We start from the raw sequence: 15,407 nt of genomic DNA on the forward strand, positions 1-15,407 counted from the left end.
GGTTGAAACGCGCAACCGGACTTTGGCTCCGGCTATACGCTGAGCACTTGTGCACTTTGTCAGGCTACATAGTATAACGGTGACGCAGCTCTTACAACGCCATTACAGCTATGCCGTCGCTGGCGATGATGTCTCCGAGTTCAGGACGTTCGAGACGCCTGGTTCGATGCGCACGTCTGTGTATTGCGCTACTTCAGGACAAAACGGTGGTTGTTTGTGAACCATCTGAAGCTGGCCATTACTGTGGCGCGCAGATCGAAACAGTTTAGTCGCGCCAACCGCCGTCGAATGCATCCGTCAACAGCGCGCGAATGGCCGGTTCGGTGACAGGCGCCGGATTCCAATAGGGATTGGACACCGCCTGGACGGCGGCTTCGCCTATACGCTCGCCCGGCATGCCGATTGCAGCAAGAGACAGCGGCGCACCGATCTCCCGGGTGAGGTTCCGGAGTCCGGTTGCGGCATTGTCCACACTCAGCGCCCGCGCCACTTTTTCGGCCGCTTCGGGTGCAGCTTTCATGTTGTAACGCATCGCGTAAGGCAGGATCACGCTGTGGGTTTCGGCATGCGGCAGGTCGAACATGCCGCCCAGCGTGTGGCAAAGCTTGTGATGAAGCGCCATTCCGACGCAACCCAGGCAGATGCCGCAGAGCCATGCACCATAGAGAGCATCTGAGCGGGCCTCAACATTCAGGCTATTACGGACAATCTGCGGCAGCGCCCGCGCCAGCGCGCGGATCCCGTCCTCTGCCATCAGATTGGTCACCGGGTTGCGGTCGCGGGCGTAGAGTGCCTCGACCGCATGTGCAATCGCGTTGAGGCCGCTAACCGCTGATAAATGCACCGGAAGTTCCAGTGTGAGCGAGACGTCGTAGATAACCGTTTCCGGCAGTACGCGCATGTCACGGAGCGTGACTTTGCGGCCATCTTCGGTCTGCCCGAGAATGGGCGTCATTTCCGACCCCGCATAAGTCGTCGGCACGATGAGCTGCGGCAGATCCGTACGAAGCGCGATTGCCTTCGAAAGGCCGGTCGTCGAGCCGCCGCCGATTGCGATCAGACCATCGGCACCGGTTTTCTCGACAACCTTCATTGCCTCCTGCGTAACCTCGACAGGCGTATGCATGACCGCGCCCGAAAAGATCACGGCCGCCTCTCTCCCGATCAGGTCCGCTACCCTTTCTGCCTCGCTGTTCTGATGAGGCGTGGAAAGGACAAGCGGCCGGGAAATGCCGAGCCGCTTCACCTCATCGGCAAGCTGTTTGAGCGTGTCGGTACCGAAAATCACGCGCGTTGCCAATCCGTTGTAGACGAAGTCCTTCATCTCAGGTCCCAGCCCTTTTTGTCAGCACGAAGTCCCAGTCGACCTGCCAATAGGGCGCATTAAGGCCCTCGTCCTCACCCACGCCGTCCTCCTGCCGTGTCCGGAAATCGGCAATGAGACTGTCCTTCACCCCGAACACTGCATCCTGATCCAGATATTGGCAATCCGGGGGGAAGATGTGGGTGACAACGGGATCGTAACCCTCGGCGCTGACGATGAAATGGATATGTGCCGCGCGGTTCGGATGCCGGCCGAGGCGCCCCAGCAGCTTACCCACCGGCCCGTCGTCTGGGATCGGATAATTGCGCGGTTTGACGGAACGAAACCGATAGCCGCCCTCCCCGTCCGTAGTGAAGACGCCGCGCAGATTCCAATCCGGCTGCGTGCCTTTCTGCTGGACGTCGTAGAAGCCGTCGTCGTTGGTCTGCCAGACGTCGATCAACGCGCCTTCGATCGGATTTCCATCGGTGTCCCTGACAAAGCCGCCGACCACGAGCGGCTCACCTTTGCCGTCGAGACAGACGTTCGTCCCCCGCGCATAACGCGGTGCCTCCGGCACGTAGAACGGACCGAGAATGGTGTTCTCCGTCGCGCCCGAGGGGCGTCGATGGTTGATCGCATCGACCAGCATGGACACACCGAGCACATCCGAGAGCAGGATGAACTCCTGCCGCCACTCATCGCACATCTGACCGGTCCTGGTGAGGAACTCGATCGCCGCCAGCCATTCCTCATGCGTCGGCTCGATCTCCTTCACGGCGGCATGAAGATGACGCACGATGGACGACATGATCTCACGCAGGCGGGGATCGATATCCCCGCCCATGCGCATATTGACGGCCTCGACCGAATTTTCCTCGGTGAAAAGCGGATAGTTCGCGACCATCTTGCCCTCCCTCATATCCCGAAGAGTAGCTTGGCATTGGTCCGGCCGATTTTCGCCCGATCGGCCTCCGAAATCGTCGTGGTATCGAACCAATCGGCGGCGTGATCGATGTTCTCGAAGGGCCAGTCGGTCGAGAAGAGGATCCGGTCGGCGCCGATTTCCAGCATTGCATCGATGAGCGTCTGGGTACGGAAATTCCCCGATGTCGTGATGTAGAAATTCTCGTTGAAATAATCGGCGATGCGGCGCTTGGCCGGGTATTTCGGCGGCACCTTGACCCAGGCATTGCGGTGGTCGATGCGCCACATCATGTAGGGAAGGCCTTCGCCCATATGGCCGAGGATGATCCTGAGATTGGGATGCTCGTCGAACAGGCCCGATCCCATCAGGCGCAATGCATGGACCGCCGTTTCCTGGGCAAAGGCCCAGGTCGGGCCCATCAGCCAGGGGTGGCCCTCATAGATCCGGCTGTCCTGCGGCAGGGGATTGCGCGGATGCAGGTAGAACGGCACGTTGAGGGCGGCGACCGTCGCCCAGAAGCCGCGATATTGCGGGAGGTCGTAATAGAGAAGCGCATCGGTATCCGCACGCTGGCTGAAGCCGTTGACCAGCGCGCCGACGAAGCCCAGTTCCTTGACGCAGCGCTCCAGTTCCCGGGCGGCCGCCTCGGGGTCCTGTAGCGGCAGGGCAGCAAAGGCACGAAAGCGGTCGGGACGCTTGGCACATTCTTCGGCTAGCGCATCATTTGCGCGGCGGGCGATATCGATGGCGCGTCCTGTCTCGGCGATGGCCTGAACGGCCGGCGCGTTGAGCGACAGGATCATGGTTTCGATCCCATGCGCATCCATCAGTTTCAGCCGCTTGTCCTGAATGTCGAGCAATCGGGACTGAAGCTCGGTCCAGTAATCGCCCGGTACGAACCCGGCCGAATCCATCAGCGTTTCCGGAATGGCGAAATGTTCCTCGAGCGCGATTTTGCCTTGCATGTCTCTCTCCCGTTCTTGTTTCAGTATTGGCCCTTCGGCTCGAGGCCGAGCATATGCTGGCCGACCATTGTGCCGACGGCATCCCAGTTCATGCTGATATGGCGGCCGACGGCATTGGCATCCCGCCAGGCCCGTTGCACCGGATTGTCCATGTTGAGGCCAAGTCCGCCGGTGGACGCGTTAAGCGCCTCCACGGCTCGCAGCGCCAAGTTGACGGCAAAGGATTGGCCGCGGCGGCTCAGCAATCTGTCCTCGATCATGAATTCGCTGCCTGAACTTGCCAGTTCCTCGGCCCGCGCCACGTCACGCAGCAGGATCTCGCGTGCCGCATCGACGCTGGCCGCAGCTTCTGCCACCCGCAGCTGTATCGTCGCAAATTCCGCCATGCGGCTGTTACCGCCGGCGACCGCCCCGCGAGTGACTCGGGTGCCGGTAGACGCGACATAGCTCTCCAGTGCGCCCTTCGCCGCGCCGACAGCGGCGGAGGCGAGGCAGGACGGAATGCCGGTCAGAAGCGGCATGTTGAAAAGACCGGTTTGGGCATAGAACATGGCGCCCGGCGTGCGACCGCTTGTGGCATCCGGAAATGTGAGCACGCGATATTTCGGCACGGTGACATTGCTGAGGATCAGGGTCTTGGACCCCGTTCCCGCCAGCCCCGCCACATCCCAGGTGTCCTCGATTTCATATTGCGTCGCGGGCACGAGCAGGAAGGCGGGAACCGGTTTCCGCTCGCCCTCGGCGGGGAGGATGGCGGCGCAGAGCGACCAGTCGGCATTCTCGCAGCCGCTGGCAAAAGCCCAGCGGCCGTTCAGCCGATAACCGTCTTCGGCGGCCTCAGCCATGGAGGTCGGCGCATAGGAACCGCAGAGAAGCGCATCCGGATTTTCGCCCCAGACATCATCCTGCGCGGCCTTGGGAAACATGGCGAGCAGCCATTGATGTGCCGACAGAAGGCCCGCGACCCACCCAGTCGAAGCGCAGGCCGAGGCAAGTTCGATATTGGCGTCGACAAGCTCTGAAAAGGGCTTCGGCACGCCGCCATAGGCGGCCGGCTTGACCGCATCGAAATAGCCGGCCTGGCGTAGCGCAGCGATATTTTCCGCCGGCACCCGGCGCGCCCTTTCGGTCGCCAATGCCCGGTCCCTAAATGTCGGCAGAAGCGGCAGGACCCGGTCCTTCAGGGAACCGTCGCGCATGATGCGGGCCAGGTTTTCCCCGCCGCTTTCGATGAATTCGAGTTTCATGATCTCCTCCTTCGTCTTCCGCGATCAGGCTGCCGGCTGCGAAACGCAGTAGCGGGCGTCCTCGTAGATCAGCGGTATGGTGCTGGGGGCCACGGTCGCGTGAACGACCTGACCAATGAAAAGCGTGTGGGTGCCATAAGGCACGGCAGCCATGCGGCGGCAGACGACATTGGCGTTCGCATCGTCGAGAAGCTGCATGCCGGCCTCGTGCCGCCGCCAGTTCGCCAGTCCGAAGCGCGCATGCGGCTCGACTTTGCCGGCGAATGCCTCAGACAGCGGCCGCTGAGCGTGACTGAGCACATTCACCGCGAAATCCGGCTGACACAGCAGCATTTCGTGCAGGAGGGTCTTGCTGTTGAGGCAGATCACCAGCGACGGTGGATCCATGGAAACGGAGGTGACCGCCGTGACTGTCATGCCATGGTCGATACCGTCCTTTACCGCCGTGATCACGGTGACTGTCGCTGGAAATTTTCGCATCGCGGCACGAAAATTTGCGCCGACCATTCCATCGGATAAAATCTGCATGATCTCTCTCCCATTCCGATTTTTACCAAATATTTGCGTTTGCAATTATTGTCAATGCAAATATTTTCTTAGCCGTAATGGACGAGACCGCAATCCAACTACCGGTCGACCCATTTGAGGTCCCCGCCGAAGATAATTTTAATCGGTATTAGATTTTCTCTTGCAATATTTGCATTTGCAATCTTTTATTGGTGGGCATCGGGCGGGAGAGGACTGTCGGACAAGCGTGCCTTGCGCGCCGTTCACAAACCCGATGACGGAAGGGGAGTCTTTGATTTTTGGGCTTCGGCCTTTTTTCAAAGCGAAATCACGGAGGAGGAGCCATGTCTTCGCAGGAAATGAGCGCCATGGTGGCGCAAACCAAAAGTACGGCAAGTGTCATTGCCATGTGCGGCTTCATGATAATGTTCGACGGCTATGACTTAGTGGTCTTCGGTGTCATTGCACCCGCGCTGCTCAAGCAGGTGGAATGGGCCCTGGATCCGTCTCTCGTCGGCCGCGCCGCCGCCTTGACCCTGTTCGGCATGCTGCTCGGTGCTGCAATCGCCGGCACCCTCGCCGATCGCATTGGCCGGAAGAAAGTCGTTCTCGGTAGCCTCGCCAGCTTTTCCGTCATGATGATCGCAAGCGGGCTTGCTCCGAACTTCCCGGTCTTCGCAGGCACGCGCTTCCTGAGCGGGCTCGGGCTTGGCGCACTTCTGCCGACGGTGACCGCACTCATTCTCGAATTCTCGCCCACCAAACGAAAGGCGCTGGCCAACTCGCTGTCCTTTATGGGCTATCTGCTGGGCGGCATTCTCTCGGGTATTCTTGGCATGCTGATCCTGCAGCATTACGGCTGGCGTCCCCTGATGATCATCGGCGGCGCGCCTTTGCTGGCACTGCCGTTCCTGATCAAGTCACTGCCTGAGTCGCCCGACTGGCTCGCCGCCAAAGGCCGCCGTGCCGAGGCTGACGCAATCTGCGATACTTTCGGCCTGGAACGGGTTCTGCACCAGCCGACCACTTCTGGAAAGCAGGGTATCCTGACGCTGTTTGCGGAAGGGCGGCTTGCGCTGACGCTGAACGCCTGGGGGATTCATTTCTGCTCCCTGCTGCTGACCTTCGGCATGGTGAACTGGCTGCCAACCATCATGAACAAGATGGGTTACGACATCAGTTCGGCGCTGCTGTTTGCGATCATGCTCAATGTCGGCGCCGCCATCGGTATCGTCATTGCCGGCCGGATTGCCGACAGGGGCCATGTGAAGATGACTGTCGCCGTATTGTTCGCGATCGGCGCCGCAACGATCTACATGCTTACGCTGAAGCAGGGCGTTCTCATGTACGCACTTGTCGCTCTTGCCGGCGCCGGTACGATCGGAACCCAAATCCTCTCGAATGTTCTGGTCGGCCGCTTCTATCCTGTCCAGATCCGCGGAACGGGCCTTGGCTTTTCGCTCGCGGTCGGCCGGCTGGGTGGTATCGCCGGACCACTGATCGGTGGCGCCGTGCTGCAGCGAGGGCTCGCACCGGAGTGGAACTTCTACATCTTCTCGATAACGGCAGTGGTTGGCTGCGTTTTGACGGCCCTCACCTTCCTGCATGCGACGACCGAGAAGGGAAGTGTCATCGCGCACTGAACGGCAGGAATACCCGCCATCATAGCCGGCCTCGATGAGGCCGGCTTTCATTTGCCCGGACGAACGCGACATTTGATTGCACATGCCCTCGGCTACGGCTATTCAGTGCAGATGCAATAATTGCGAGCGAAAATGTCCTATCGATTTACCGGATCCCTTCCCTATCTTCTAAATCGCGTCGGCGTGCGCATGGGCGAGCTTTTTTTGGAACGGCTGCACGATTTTGATGTTACCTTGCCCATGTACCGCGTCCTGGCCATCCTGAAGCAGGAGGGCCCGCAAAGGCTGACAGATCTGAGCCCCATGGTTACGGTCGAAATCTCCACCCTGTCGCGTCTGGTCACAGTGATGAAGAAGAAAGGACTGGTGTCGCGCACCCGGCCCGACGACGGGCGCACGGTCTCGATCATGCTTACGCCCTCGGGCGATGCGCTCGTGCAGAAGTTGATGCCGCTCGCAGCAGAGTTCGAGGCGGTCGGCGTCGAGACATTCAGCGAGGCTGAAGTGGCTTGGCTGAAATCGGCGCTGAAGATCATCCATACCAACCTGGACAAGCTCGAAGCACGCTGATGTGTCGAGGTGGAAACTATCCTAGGCCGGTCCGATGGCGGGAGGCGGCGCGAGGGCAGGCAGGGCACCACCTTCGGCGCTTAGTTTGCCTACGCCCTTTCCGCTGAGCCAACCCACGAGGTCGCGGGCAGTCCCTCTGACGATTATTGCTGGCGCCTGGCCCATGATCAGTGGGGCGGCCCGATCGGTCGCGACGAGCGCGAACCTCCCGGTCGGAAGCCGTCGCGCGGCCTGGTCGAGGATCAGGAAATCGACGAAATCCGCCGGCATATCCGCAAACCGGCCGCCAGAATTCAGATCGATGGCAAGAAGCCAGAGCTTGCGAGCCCGCGTCAGTGGCGTATCGCGCAGATGGGTCTTTCGTCCTGTGGTGTCGGCCACCGAGCGGCCCCAGCCTTCATTGCTCAGATCGCGCCATTCGACATTGAGATGAACCGCAGAATGGTCGAAGAGATGACGCAATGCCCGCGAGGGCTGGGTGATGCCGAATTCGAGATCGTCGGCGGCAACGTCGAGATTGCGCGGAAAAGGTCCGGCCACGCCGACCCTTCCCCAAGCCACGAATTCGCTCAGCAGACGCGCATGGTAACCGGCATAAGCGACAAGCCGCCGCCGGCTGAACCCTTCCACGGCGCTAGGTTCATCAAGAGCGCGATCGGAGAGATCGTTGAGCAAGCGGGCGAAATAGGCCGTGCCGAGTCGAGCCCAGTCCAGCGCTTGCGAGGGCGCGAGCGCTGCGTCATGGCGCGCGCCCCTGCCCTGCCTTTCGCGCAATGCGATTCGGGCCTCCTCCAGCGTCTGGCTCATGTTTCGGCCATTTCGACATGGCTACGCATGAAATTGAGTCGCTCCATGATCGGCGCATCGGAAAAGCGGAACAGGTCGAATTGGGTTTCGGCTTGAAGCGACCAGGGAATCCAGGACGGGATCACGAAAATATCTCCGATATCCAGCTTATGCGTAACTCCGCCAATTACGGCCGCGCCCTTACCGTCGAAGACCTGGAACACGGTCGAGCCCACATCGCGACGCGGCGGAGTGTCGGTGCCCGCCCGCAAGCGGTGGAATTCGCACCGGATGGTCGACATGACATCGCCTCCAGTCGTGGGATTGACGTAGCGGATGGCAGCATGACCTTGCTCGACGGTCGCGGGCTGGCCTTCTTCCTCAAGAAGCAGCTGCTCTGTCAGCGCGCGGTCCGTATGTTCCCAGCGATAGGCGCCAATCGGCGAAGCAACCGTATCCCGCAGGCCCGACAGCGGGCGAAGGCCCGGATGGCACCAGAGCCGCTCTCCCCGCGAGAAGCGCGGGGTCGCATAGTCCGTCACCCGGTCGGAACCGAATTCGAAGAAGCCGACATCGTTCTGTTGCGCAAACGGAATATCGAGCCCGTCGATCCAGGCCATCGGCTTGTCGGTATCGTTGTGATGGCCGTGAAAATGCCAACCGGGCGTCAGAAGCAGGTCGCCCCGGCTCATGCGTACGGGATCGCCGTTCACGACCGTCCACACGCCTTCGCCTTCGACCACGAAGCGGAAGGCGTTTTGCGCATGGCGATGCTCAGGCGCCGTCTCACGCGGGCCGAGATACTGGATCGCGGCCCAGAGCGTGGGGCTGACATAAGCATGTCCACCAAGGCCCGGATTGGCAAGGCCGATGGCCCGCCGTTCGCCGCCACGGCCCACGGGCACCAGGTCCCCCGATGTCTGGGCGAGCGGCAGCAGATCGGCCCATTTCCACACATGCGGGACAGCCTTGGGCTTCGGATGACGCGGCATGAGATCGCCGAGCTGTGTCCAGAGCGGCATCAGATGCATCGCCTCGAAGCCCTCATACAGCGCGCGCAATTCCGGCGTATCATCAGGCTGCATCGCATTGGCCGGCTTGCCGTGGATCTCATCATGCATGGCATATCCTCCGTTTCACGGTCTCAGGCCGCATCCGGTTGCCGGGGCGGCGCGGCGTTGCTGAACGCCGGTATTGTGTCGATGCGCGCGAAAATCCGTTGGATGGTCGGCCAGGCCGACGTGGCGATCCCGAAGCGCTGATTGTTCCAGACCTGCGCATAAAGGCAGATGTCGGCGAGGCCCGGCACGTCGCCGTGGCAGAAGGCGCCGGTGCGCGGATGGCAAGCCAGCATCGTCTCAAGCGCGTCGAACGTCGTCGCCACCCAATGGGTGAACCATTCCTTCTGGCCATCCTCGCTCGCGCCGAAGCGGTCGGCGAGATAGCCGAGCACGCGCAGATTGTTCAGCGGGTGGATTTCGCAGGCGATCATATAGGCAAGCGCACGCACCCGTGCCCGCCCATCCGGATCGGTGGGGAGCAACGCGGGCGTGGGATGCGTCTCCTCCAACCATTCGATGATGGCGAGCGATTGCGTCAGATAGCTTCCGCCTTCCCGCTCCAGAACAGGCACGAGACCCTGGGGGTTCATCGCCAAATATTCGGGCTTTCGCGTATCGCCACGGCGCAGGACATAGGGGACATAATCATAGGCCAACCCCTTGAGATTGAGCGCTGCGCGGAGCCGCGTCGATGTCGAGGAGCGGAAGAAATTGTGGAGCTTGAGGACCATTTTCAGTCCCTCGGCCCGATCGTGGTGGAAATCTCGCCCAGACCCTTGATGCTCACGGTGCAAACATCACCCGGCACCAGCGGACCAACCCCGGCCGGCGTTCCCGTCATGATGAGGTCGCCGGGCGCAAGCGCGATCGAATGCGAGAGATAGGAAATGACTTCCGGAACCGACCATATCAGTTCGGCCAGATCCGCATCCTGCTTGACCACGCCATTGACCGCAAGCCGGATCGACCCCTTCGTGGGATGCCCCGTCTCCGATACCGCATGCACCGGGCCAATAATGGCGGAGCGGTCGAACGCCTTGCCGAAATCCCAGGGCCGGCCCACGTCACGCGCGGCCAATTGTAGGTCGCGCCGCGTCAGATCATTGCCGACAGCATAGCCCCAGATGTGATCGAGCGCGTCCGCCTCCGCTATGGTGCATCCACCCTTGCCGATCGCCACGACCAGCTCGGCCTCGTAGTGGAAATTCTCGGTCTGGGGCGGATAGGCCACGGTTTCACCGGAATCGACCACGGCATCCGCCGGCTTGCTGAAGAAGAATGGCGGCTCCCGGTCAGGGTCCTTGCCCATTTCGCGCGCATGCGCCGCATAATTGCGGCCGACGCAGAATATCCTGCGTACCGGAAATCTGGCATCCGATCCGGCGACGGCGACGGTGGGGGTGGCAGGAGCGGGTAGGACCAGGCTCATCTATCTTTCCTTGTTGGTTGCAGTTCTGGCTCCGCGGTGATCCGCGGAGCGTTTGGGCTTTCGCCTATGTTTGCGGCTTCAATCCCGCCCGGCTTCCATGATCTTCTCGCCCAGCAGCCCGGGCGCCGTTACCCATGGTTTCCCCTCCTCTGGTCATCCGCTTCAAAGTCCGATTGCAGCATCTTGCCGCACCGGCATCGCAGCCAGTGCCTGGCGATCGATCTTCCCCGTTCCGGTCTTCGGCAGGTCGGCGACATAATCCACGATGCGCGGATATTTGTAGGGCTGCAGCCGCGTCTTCACATAGGCGCGCAACGCATCGGACTGCACGTCAGTCGCGGCGCGCCCCTCCCTCAGCCTGATCACGGCCCGCAGCGTCATTCGGCGGTCCTCGAGTTGATGGGCCATGACCGCGCATTCATGGACATCGGGATGCTCGTTGAGACAGCGTTCAACCTCAAGCGGCCAGACCCATTGGCCCGAAACCTTGATAAGCTCGTCGGCGCGGCCTTGGAAATAATAGTAACCGTCCACCTCGATGAAGCGGTCGCCGGTATAGATCCAGTCGCCCCGCATCGTCTCCTTCGTCTTGTCGGACCGATTCCAGTAAGACGGAGCGGAAGAATCGCCTCGCACGAACATGACACCTTCCTCTCCGGGCTCCGGCACCCTGCCATCCGGCGTCTCCAGCCGGATTTCGTAACCCGGCACCCGCGCGCCGGCCGAACCGATGCGGTGATCGGAAAGGCTGTTCGAGAGGTAGATGTGAAGCAGTTCGGTCGACCCCAGTCCCTCGGTCGGACCATGGCCGGTCAGACTTTTCCAGGCGTCGTAAATATCCTGCGACAGGATTTCCGCCGCCGACATCGATTGCCGGAGCGAACTCAGATCGCGCGTCCCGACATTTTCCGTCCGCGCCAGCGCCGTATAAAGCGTCGGCAATCCGAAGAGCACCGTCGGCCGGTATTTTTCGATCATGTCTAGCACTGCGTCGGGCCTCGGCTGGCCCGGCATCAGAAGCGTAGTCGCGCCGATGGAAAACGGGAACGTGAGAGCGTTGCCGAAACCATAGGCAAAGAAGATCTTCGGGACGGAGAAGCAAATGTCATCCTCGGCCAGCTTGAGCGCGTGCTTGCCAAAGGAAGTCTGCGTATAGGCCATGTCATGGTGGAGGTGGACGATCCCCTTGGGCCGCCCCGTCGAACCCGAGGAATACATCCAGAAGGCCATGTCCTCTGGCCCGGTATCGGCGCAATCGAGCGTGTCGGGTTGCCCAGCAAGAAAGTCCGCCGCCGCGATGCGCCCTTCACCATCCGCCGCGCCATTGACGATCACCACCCGCTCGAGCGTCGTGCCGTGTAGCGCCTCGCCCTCAAAGCGCCTCGCAAGCGCTGCTTCGCACAGCGCGATCTTCGCGCCCGTGTCCTGAAGGAAGAAATTCAGCACATCGGCCGTGGTCTGGGTGTTGAGCAGGACCGGCACGAAGCCGGCACGGACTGCTCCGAAGAAGGCAGCCGGATAGACAGGCGTGTCGTCGAGGAAGAACGGAATCCGGTCGCCACGCTTAAGCCCAGCGGCGATGAAGGCATTCCCCCAGCGTGCCGCCTCGGTCACCAACTCGGCATAGGTCAGCGATCCCGCCGGGCCGATCAGCGCAAGCTTGTCCGGATTGCGGAAGAGATTGTCCCAGAGGATTGAAGAACAATTCGGATGGTCCTCCCGCCTGAAGCCGACCTCCGCAGCACCCGCATTATCGTGGCCGACGGGATCGGCGATATTGCCACCGCCCTTCTCCGCATCGTATCTTGCCATGAAGCCGGGAGCCATCCGGCGCAGCCTGTCCGTATCGACACGGCCCGAGCGCATCAGATAGTCGAGCCCGAAATCGACCGGCGACAGATCCATCTTGGCGGCAAAATTCTCATACCATGTGGCGGACGTGTTGGCGGCATCGACGATCTTCCTGGCGATCGGCTGGCGCTCCGCCTGATAGGCAGCCAATGCCTGTTCGACATCGTCGTGAGACGAGAGTGCCCGGACAAGCGCGATGGCATCCTCCATCGCAAGCCGCGTGCCGGAGCCGATGGAGAAGTGGGCGGTATGAGCGGCATCCCCGAGAAGCAGGTGACGGCCGACTACCCAGTTTTCGCACCAGAGACGAGGAAACTGCCGCCACGTGGACTTATTGGTGATCAGCGGCGCGCCATCAAGAAGATCGGCGAAGATCGACTCGCAGGCCCGCGCGCTCTCGGCCTCGTCCATGGCCGCAAAGCCATAGGCCTGGAATGTGGCGTCGTCGCATTCGACGATGAAAGTACTGCGATCGGGCTGATAGCGGTAGTGATGCGCATTGAACGCACCCCTCTGCATTTTCACGAAAGTCTGGGTCAGGGTGTCGAAAGGCCGTTCCGTGCCGAACCAGGCAAAATGATTGCTGAAATGCTCGATCGTCGGCGCAAAGTCCGCCTGGTTGGACCGCCGCACGAGCGAGTTGAGCCCGTCGGCGCCGATGATCAGGTCGGCCTGCACTTCGTCCAGCGATTCGATCAGATGTGAAAAACGGATTTCGACGCCGAGGGCTTCTGCGCGCTTGCGCAGGACCTCGATCAGTTCCAGCCGCCCGATGGCCGAGAAACCGACGCCATCGAGGACGGCCTGCCCACCGGGAAGGTTCAAGGTCATGTTGCGCCAGCGCTCCATGGCGGGCGTGATGAGATCATGCGTTTCCGGATCATCCGCCTTCAGGAAATCCAGCGCCTGATCGGAAAAGACTACACCGAATCCGAAGGTCGCACCTTTGGGATTCTGTTCCGTCACGCGGAGGCGCAGATGCGGCATGGCACGCCGCAAGAGGATTGCGGTGTAGAGCCCCGCAGGGCCTCCCCCCAGTATCTCCACGCTGGACAGTTGCGACATGTTTCCTCCCAAAGTCACTCGACAGTTCCCGATCCTGATGATAAATATTTTTCCACACCGCGCAACTAGTTTCATATTGTGGAAAAATGAGAAACGCACATGTGCTTGAATATTCGGTGAGTTTTGGCGACTGCGATCCGGCGGGGATCGTTTTCTACCCCCGGACCTACGCTTGGTTTGACCGCGCCTTCCACGACTGGTTGCGTAACTTTGGGGGCCATGGAAAAATCTGCCAAACCCTCGGCGCGGTCGGCATCGGCCTCCTGGAAGCAAAGGCACAGTTCCGCAGGCCTATGCGCGACGGCGACCGGCTTCGCATCGCGCTTTCGATCGAGGAGTGGGGCCGCAAAACCCTGCGGCTCGGCTATGAGATCACAGTAGCCGGCGAGGTCGCGGCTGTGGGCGGCGAGCTCCGGGGCCTGTTCAAGCCGGCGGGCGATGCTATTGTCGCCAGCGAAATAGAGGTATTGCGCAAATTGCTGGGTGAAGATGGATAAGGACGACGAAAGCGATCGCCAGTCCGGCGGCATCCAGTCGCTGGACGCGGCGTTGAAGCTCTTGAGCGCGATGGGCGGCTATCTGCGTCCGATGTCGCTGTCGGAACTCGCGCGCGACTGCGGCATGCCACCGAGCAAGGTGCACCGCTATCTGACGTCATTCCTAAACGCGGGCCTGGTCGTTCAGGCTGGCAAGTCCGGCAAATACGACCTCGGTGAAGGCGCGATCGCGCTCGGTCTTGCGGCGCTCGCCCGGCATGACTTCGTCAATCGTGCGTCCGACGCTCTTCCGGAGCTCTGCCTCGAATCCGGCCTAACCGTGCTTCTGTCGGTCTGGGGCACGCATGGTGCGACCGTCGTCCGCTGGGAGCGCGCCGCCACGCCCACGGTCACGTCGATGGGCCTCGGCACCATCCTGCCGCTTCTTAACTCCGCGACCGGACGGGCCTTTCTCACCTGGGCGCCGCCGGCGCCGCTTCAGGCGATCCGCGAAGCGGAACTACGCGCCGCACGCAAGGCATCATCCACCGTAAACAGCCAATTGCGAACGGAGCAGGACATCGAGAGAATGACCGAGACGTTCCGAATGCGTGGATTCTCATCAGTGGAAGGACGCTTCATTCCCGGCCTCGTTGCGATTGCCGCACCCATCCTCGATTGGCAGGGTAGAGCCCAATGCGTGATCACCCTCATAGGCACGGACCCCGCAGTGACGGAGCCGGGTTCCGATGCTGTGCGGAAGCTCATAGGATTCTGCGAGAAGCTATCTTTTTCGCCGATAATCACCGGCTAACGCGCCGCCCCAAAATACGCCTTCCGAGGCCGCGACGGCGTGGTCCGGGCCCCTGGCGCCGGCACACATCGTCGAAAGCGGTCTGCCGACAGAACGACTGCTTGGCTATATCGCAGTCTCCAAATACCCTGGCGGGGCCAGATCGAAGGCGTCAATCAGAGGCGGCATAACCGGCCGGGATAGCCGTGTTTGGAAATCGATCAGGACGCGCAGGAGTTCATTGCCTGTCTGTTCTGTCGCGCAGAAACGCCAAAAGCCCGCACGAAGCGGGCTTTTTGGCTATTGCCTATTGAAGAGTTTGGTTGCGGGGGCAGGATTTGAACCTGCGGCCTTCAGGTTATGAGCCTGACGAGCTACCGGGCTGCTCCACCCCGCGTGATATAGTAACACGAAAGGCCGCTTGATGGGCGGCCTTTTGACGGCGATTGCCGTAGAGTTTGTTCAGAGAAGATTTTAGTTGCGCTTTGCAGACCTGGCAGCGACCTACTCTCCCGCGTCTTAAGACGAAGTACCATGGGCGCAGGGGCGTTTCACGGCCGTGTTCGGAAAGGGAACGGGTGCAGCCACCCCGCCATAACCACCAGGTCGGCAAAGCGCAACTTTTTGATTTGAGAAGCTGGATTTGGTTTTGAGCGATAGGGAGTAGCGAATAGCGAATAGGGCTATTTGGTTCTCTTTCGCTGGTTTTGAACACGTCTTTGGAGCGATTTGGGAGCAACTATTCGCTACTCCCTATTCGCTATTCGCATCATCGATCCGGAC

General features: G+C 61.0%; 14 protein-coding genes, 1 tRNA gene and 1 rRNA gene. 4 read left to right on the plus strand and 12 right to left on the minus strand.

Features of this window, described 5'->3' with window-relative positions; all coding sequences use genetic code 11:
* Positions 1 to 265 precede the first annotated feature (265 nt).
* The 5 genes from K6M89_RS12715 to K6M89_RS12735 form a co-directional block, all read right to left on the minus strand.
* Entirely contained in the window at positions 266 to 1,324 is a 1,059-nt protein-coding gene (locus K6M89_RS12715; protein WP_222139673.1) for a maleylacetate reductase, read from the minus strand.
* Position 1,325: 1 nt separating this feature from the next.
* A complete protein-coding gene (locus K6M89_RS12720) occupies positions 1,326 to 2,210 on the minus strand; it encodes an intradiol ring-cleavage dioxygenase (protein ID WP_222139674.1) in 885 nt (294 codons plus the stop codon).
* Between the two features lie 11 nt (positions 2,211 to 2,221).
* Positions 2,222 to 3,196, minus strand: a complete 975-nt coding sequence (tsdA, locus tag K6M89_RS12725; RefSeq protein ID WP_222139675.1) for a gamma-resorcylate decarboxylase — start codon at positions 3,194 to 3,196, stop codon at positions 2,222 to 2,224.
* 20 nt (positions 3,197 to 3,216) lie between these two features.
* Positions 3,217 to 4,395: a flavin-dependent monooxygenase gene (locus K6M89_RS12730; RefSeq protein ID WP_222139698.1), complete on the minus strand. Its 1,179-nt coding sequence runs from the start codon at positions 4,393 to 4,395 to the stop codon at positions 3,217 to 3,219.
* A gap of 72 nt (positions 4,396 to 4,467) precedes the next feature.
* Entirely contained in the window at positions 4,468 to 4,971 is a 504-nt protein-coding gene (locus tag K6M89_RS12735) for a flavin reductase family protein (RefSeq protein ID WP_222139676.1), read from the minus strand.
* A 323-nt stretch (positions 4,972 to 5,294) separates the two neighbouring features.
* On the opposite strand from K6M89_RS12735, the gene K6M89_RS12740 reads away from it, so the two are divergent.
* On the plus strand, positions 5,295 to 6,593 hold the full coding sequence (locus tag K6M89_RS12740; protein ID WP_222139677.1) for an MFS transporter: 1,299 nt from the start codon (positions 5,295 to 5,297) through the stop codon (positions 6,591 to 6,593).
* Positions 6,594 to 6,725: 132 nt separating this feature from the next.
* Complete coding sequence (locus K6M89_RS12745; protein ID WP_097582091.1) at positions 6,726 to 7,163, plus strand: MarR family winged helix-turn-helix transcriptional regulator; 438 nt, start codon at positions 6,726 to 6,728, stop codon at positions 7,161 to 7,163.
* 21 nt (positions 7,164 to 7,184) lie between these two features.
* On the opposite strand, the gene K6M89_RS12750 is transcribed toward K6M89_RS12745, so the two are convergent.
* The 5 genes from K6M89_RS12750 to K6M89_RS12770 form a co-directional block, all read right to left on the minus strand.
* Positions 7,185 to 7,970 (minus strand): maleylpyruvate isomerase N-terminal domain-containing protein, encoded by a 786-nt coding sequence (locus K6M89_RS12750; RefSeq protein WP_222139678.1) that lies wholly within the window; start codon positions 7,968 to 7,970, stop codon positions 7,185 to 7,187.
* Positions 7,967 to 9,070: a cupin domain-containing protein gene (locus tag K6M89_RS12755; RefSeq protein WP_246642415.1), complete on the minus strand. Its 1,104-nt coding sequence runs from the start codon at positions 9,068 to 9,070 to the stop codon at positions 7,967 to 7,969. The genes K6M89_RS12750 and K6M89_RS12755 overlap by 4 nt, the downstream gene beginning before the upstream one ends.
* A 23-nt stretch (positions 9,071 to 9,093) precedes the next feature.
* Positions 9,094 to 9,741 (minus strand): maleylacetoacetate isomerase, encoded by a 648-nt coding sequence (gene maiA / locus K6M89_RS12760; protein ID WP_222139679.1) that lies wholly within the window; start codon positions 9,739 to 9,741, stop codon positions 9,094 to 9,096.
* Between the two features lie 2 nt (positions 9,742 to 9,743).
* Entirely contained in the window at positions 9,744 to 10,439 is a 696-nt protein-coding gene (locus K6M89_RS12765; protein ID WP_222139680.1) for a fumarylacetoacetate hydrolase family protein, read from the minus strand.
* A 162-nt stretch (positions 10,440 to 10,601) separates the two neighbouring features.
* A complete protein-coding gene (locus K6M89_RS12770; protein WP_222139681.1) occupies positions 10,602 to 13,355 on the minus strand; it encodes a benzoate-CoA ligase family protein in 2,754 nt (917 codons plus the stop codon).
* A 101-nt stretch (positions 13,356 to 13,456) separates the two neighbouring features.
* On the opposite strand from K6M89_RS12770, the gene K6M89_RS12775 reads away from it, so the two are divergent.
* Positions 13,457 to 13,852, plus strand: coding sequence for an acyl-CoA thioesterase (locus K6M89_RS12775; protein ID WP_239791347.1), 396 nt, complete (start codon positions 13,457 to 13,459; stop codon positions 13,850 to 13,852).
* Positions 13,845 to 14,645 (plus strand): IclR family transcriptional regulator, encoded by an 801-nt coding sequence (locus K6M89_RS12780; RefSeq protein WP_097582104.1) that lies wholly within the window; start codon positions 13,845 to 13,847, stop codon positions 14,643 to 14,645. Before K6M89_RS12775 ends, K6M89_RS12780 begins: the two co-directional genes overlap by 8 nt.
* Before the next feature lie 299 nt (positions 14,646 to 14,944).
* Here K6M89_RS12780 and K6M89_RS12785 read toward each other — a convergent pair.
* A tRNA-Met gene (locus K6M89_RS12785) sits at positions 14,945 to 15,021 on the minus strand.
* Positions 15,022 to 15,115: 94 nt separating this feature from the next.
* Positions 15,116 to 15,230, minus strand: a 5S ribosomal RNA gene (gene rrf, locus K6M89_RS12790).
* Positions 15,231 to 15,407 lie beyond the last annotated feature (177 nt).

The sequence above is a fragment of the Rhizobium croatiense genome (genome assembly GCF_019793465.1).
Classification (GTDB): domain Bacteria; phylum Pseudomonadota; class Alphaproteobacteria; order Rhizobiales; family Rhizobiaceae; genus Rhizobium; species Rhizobium croatiense.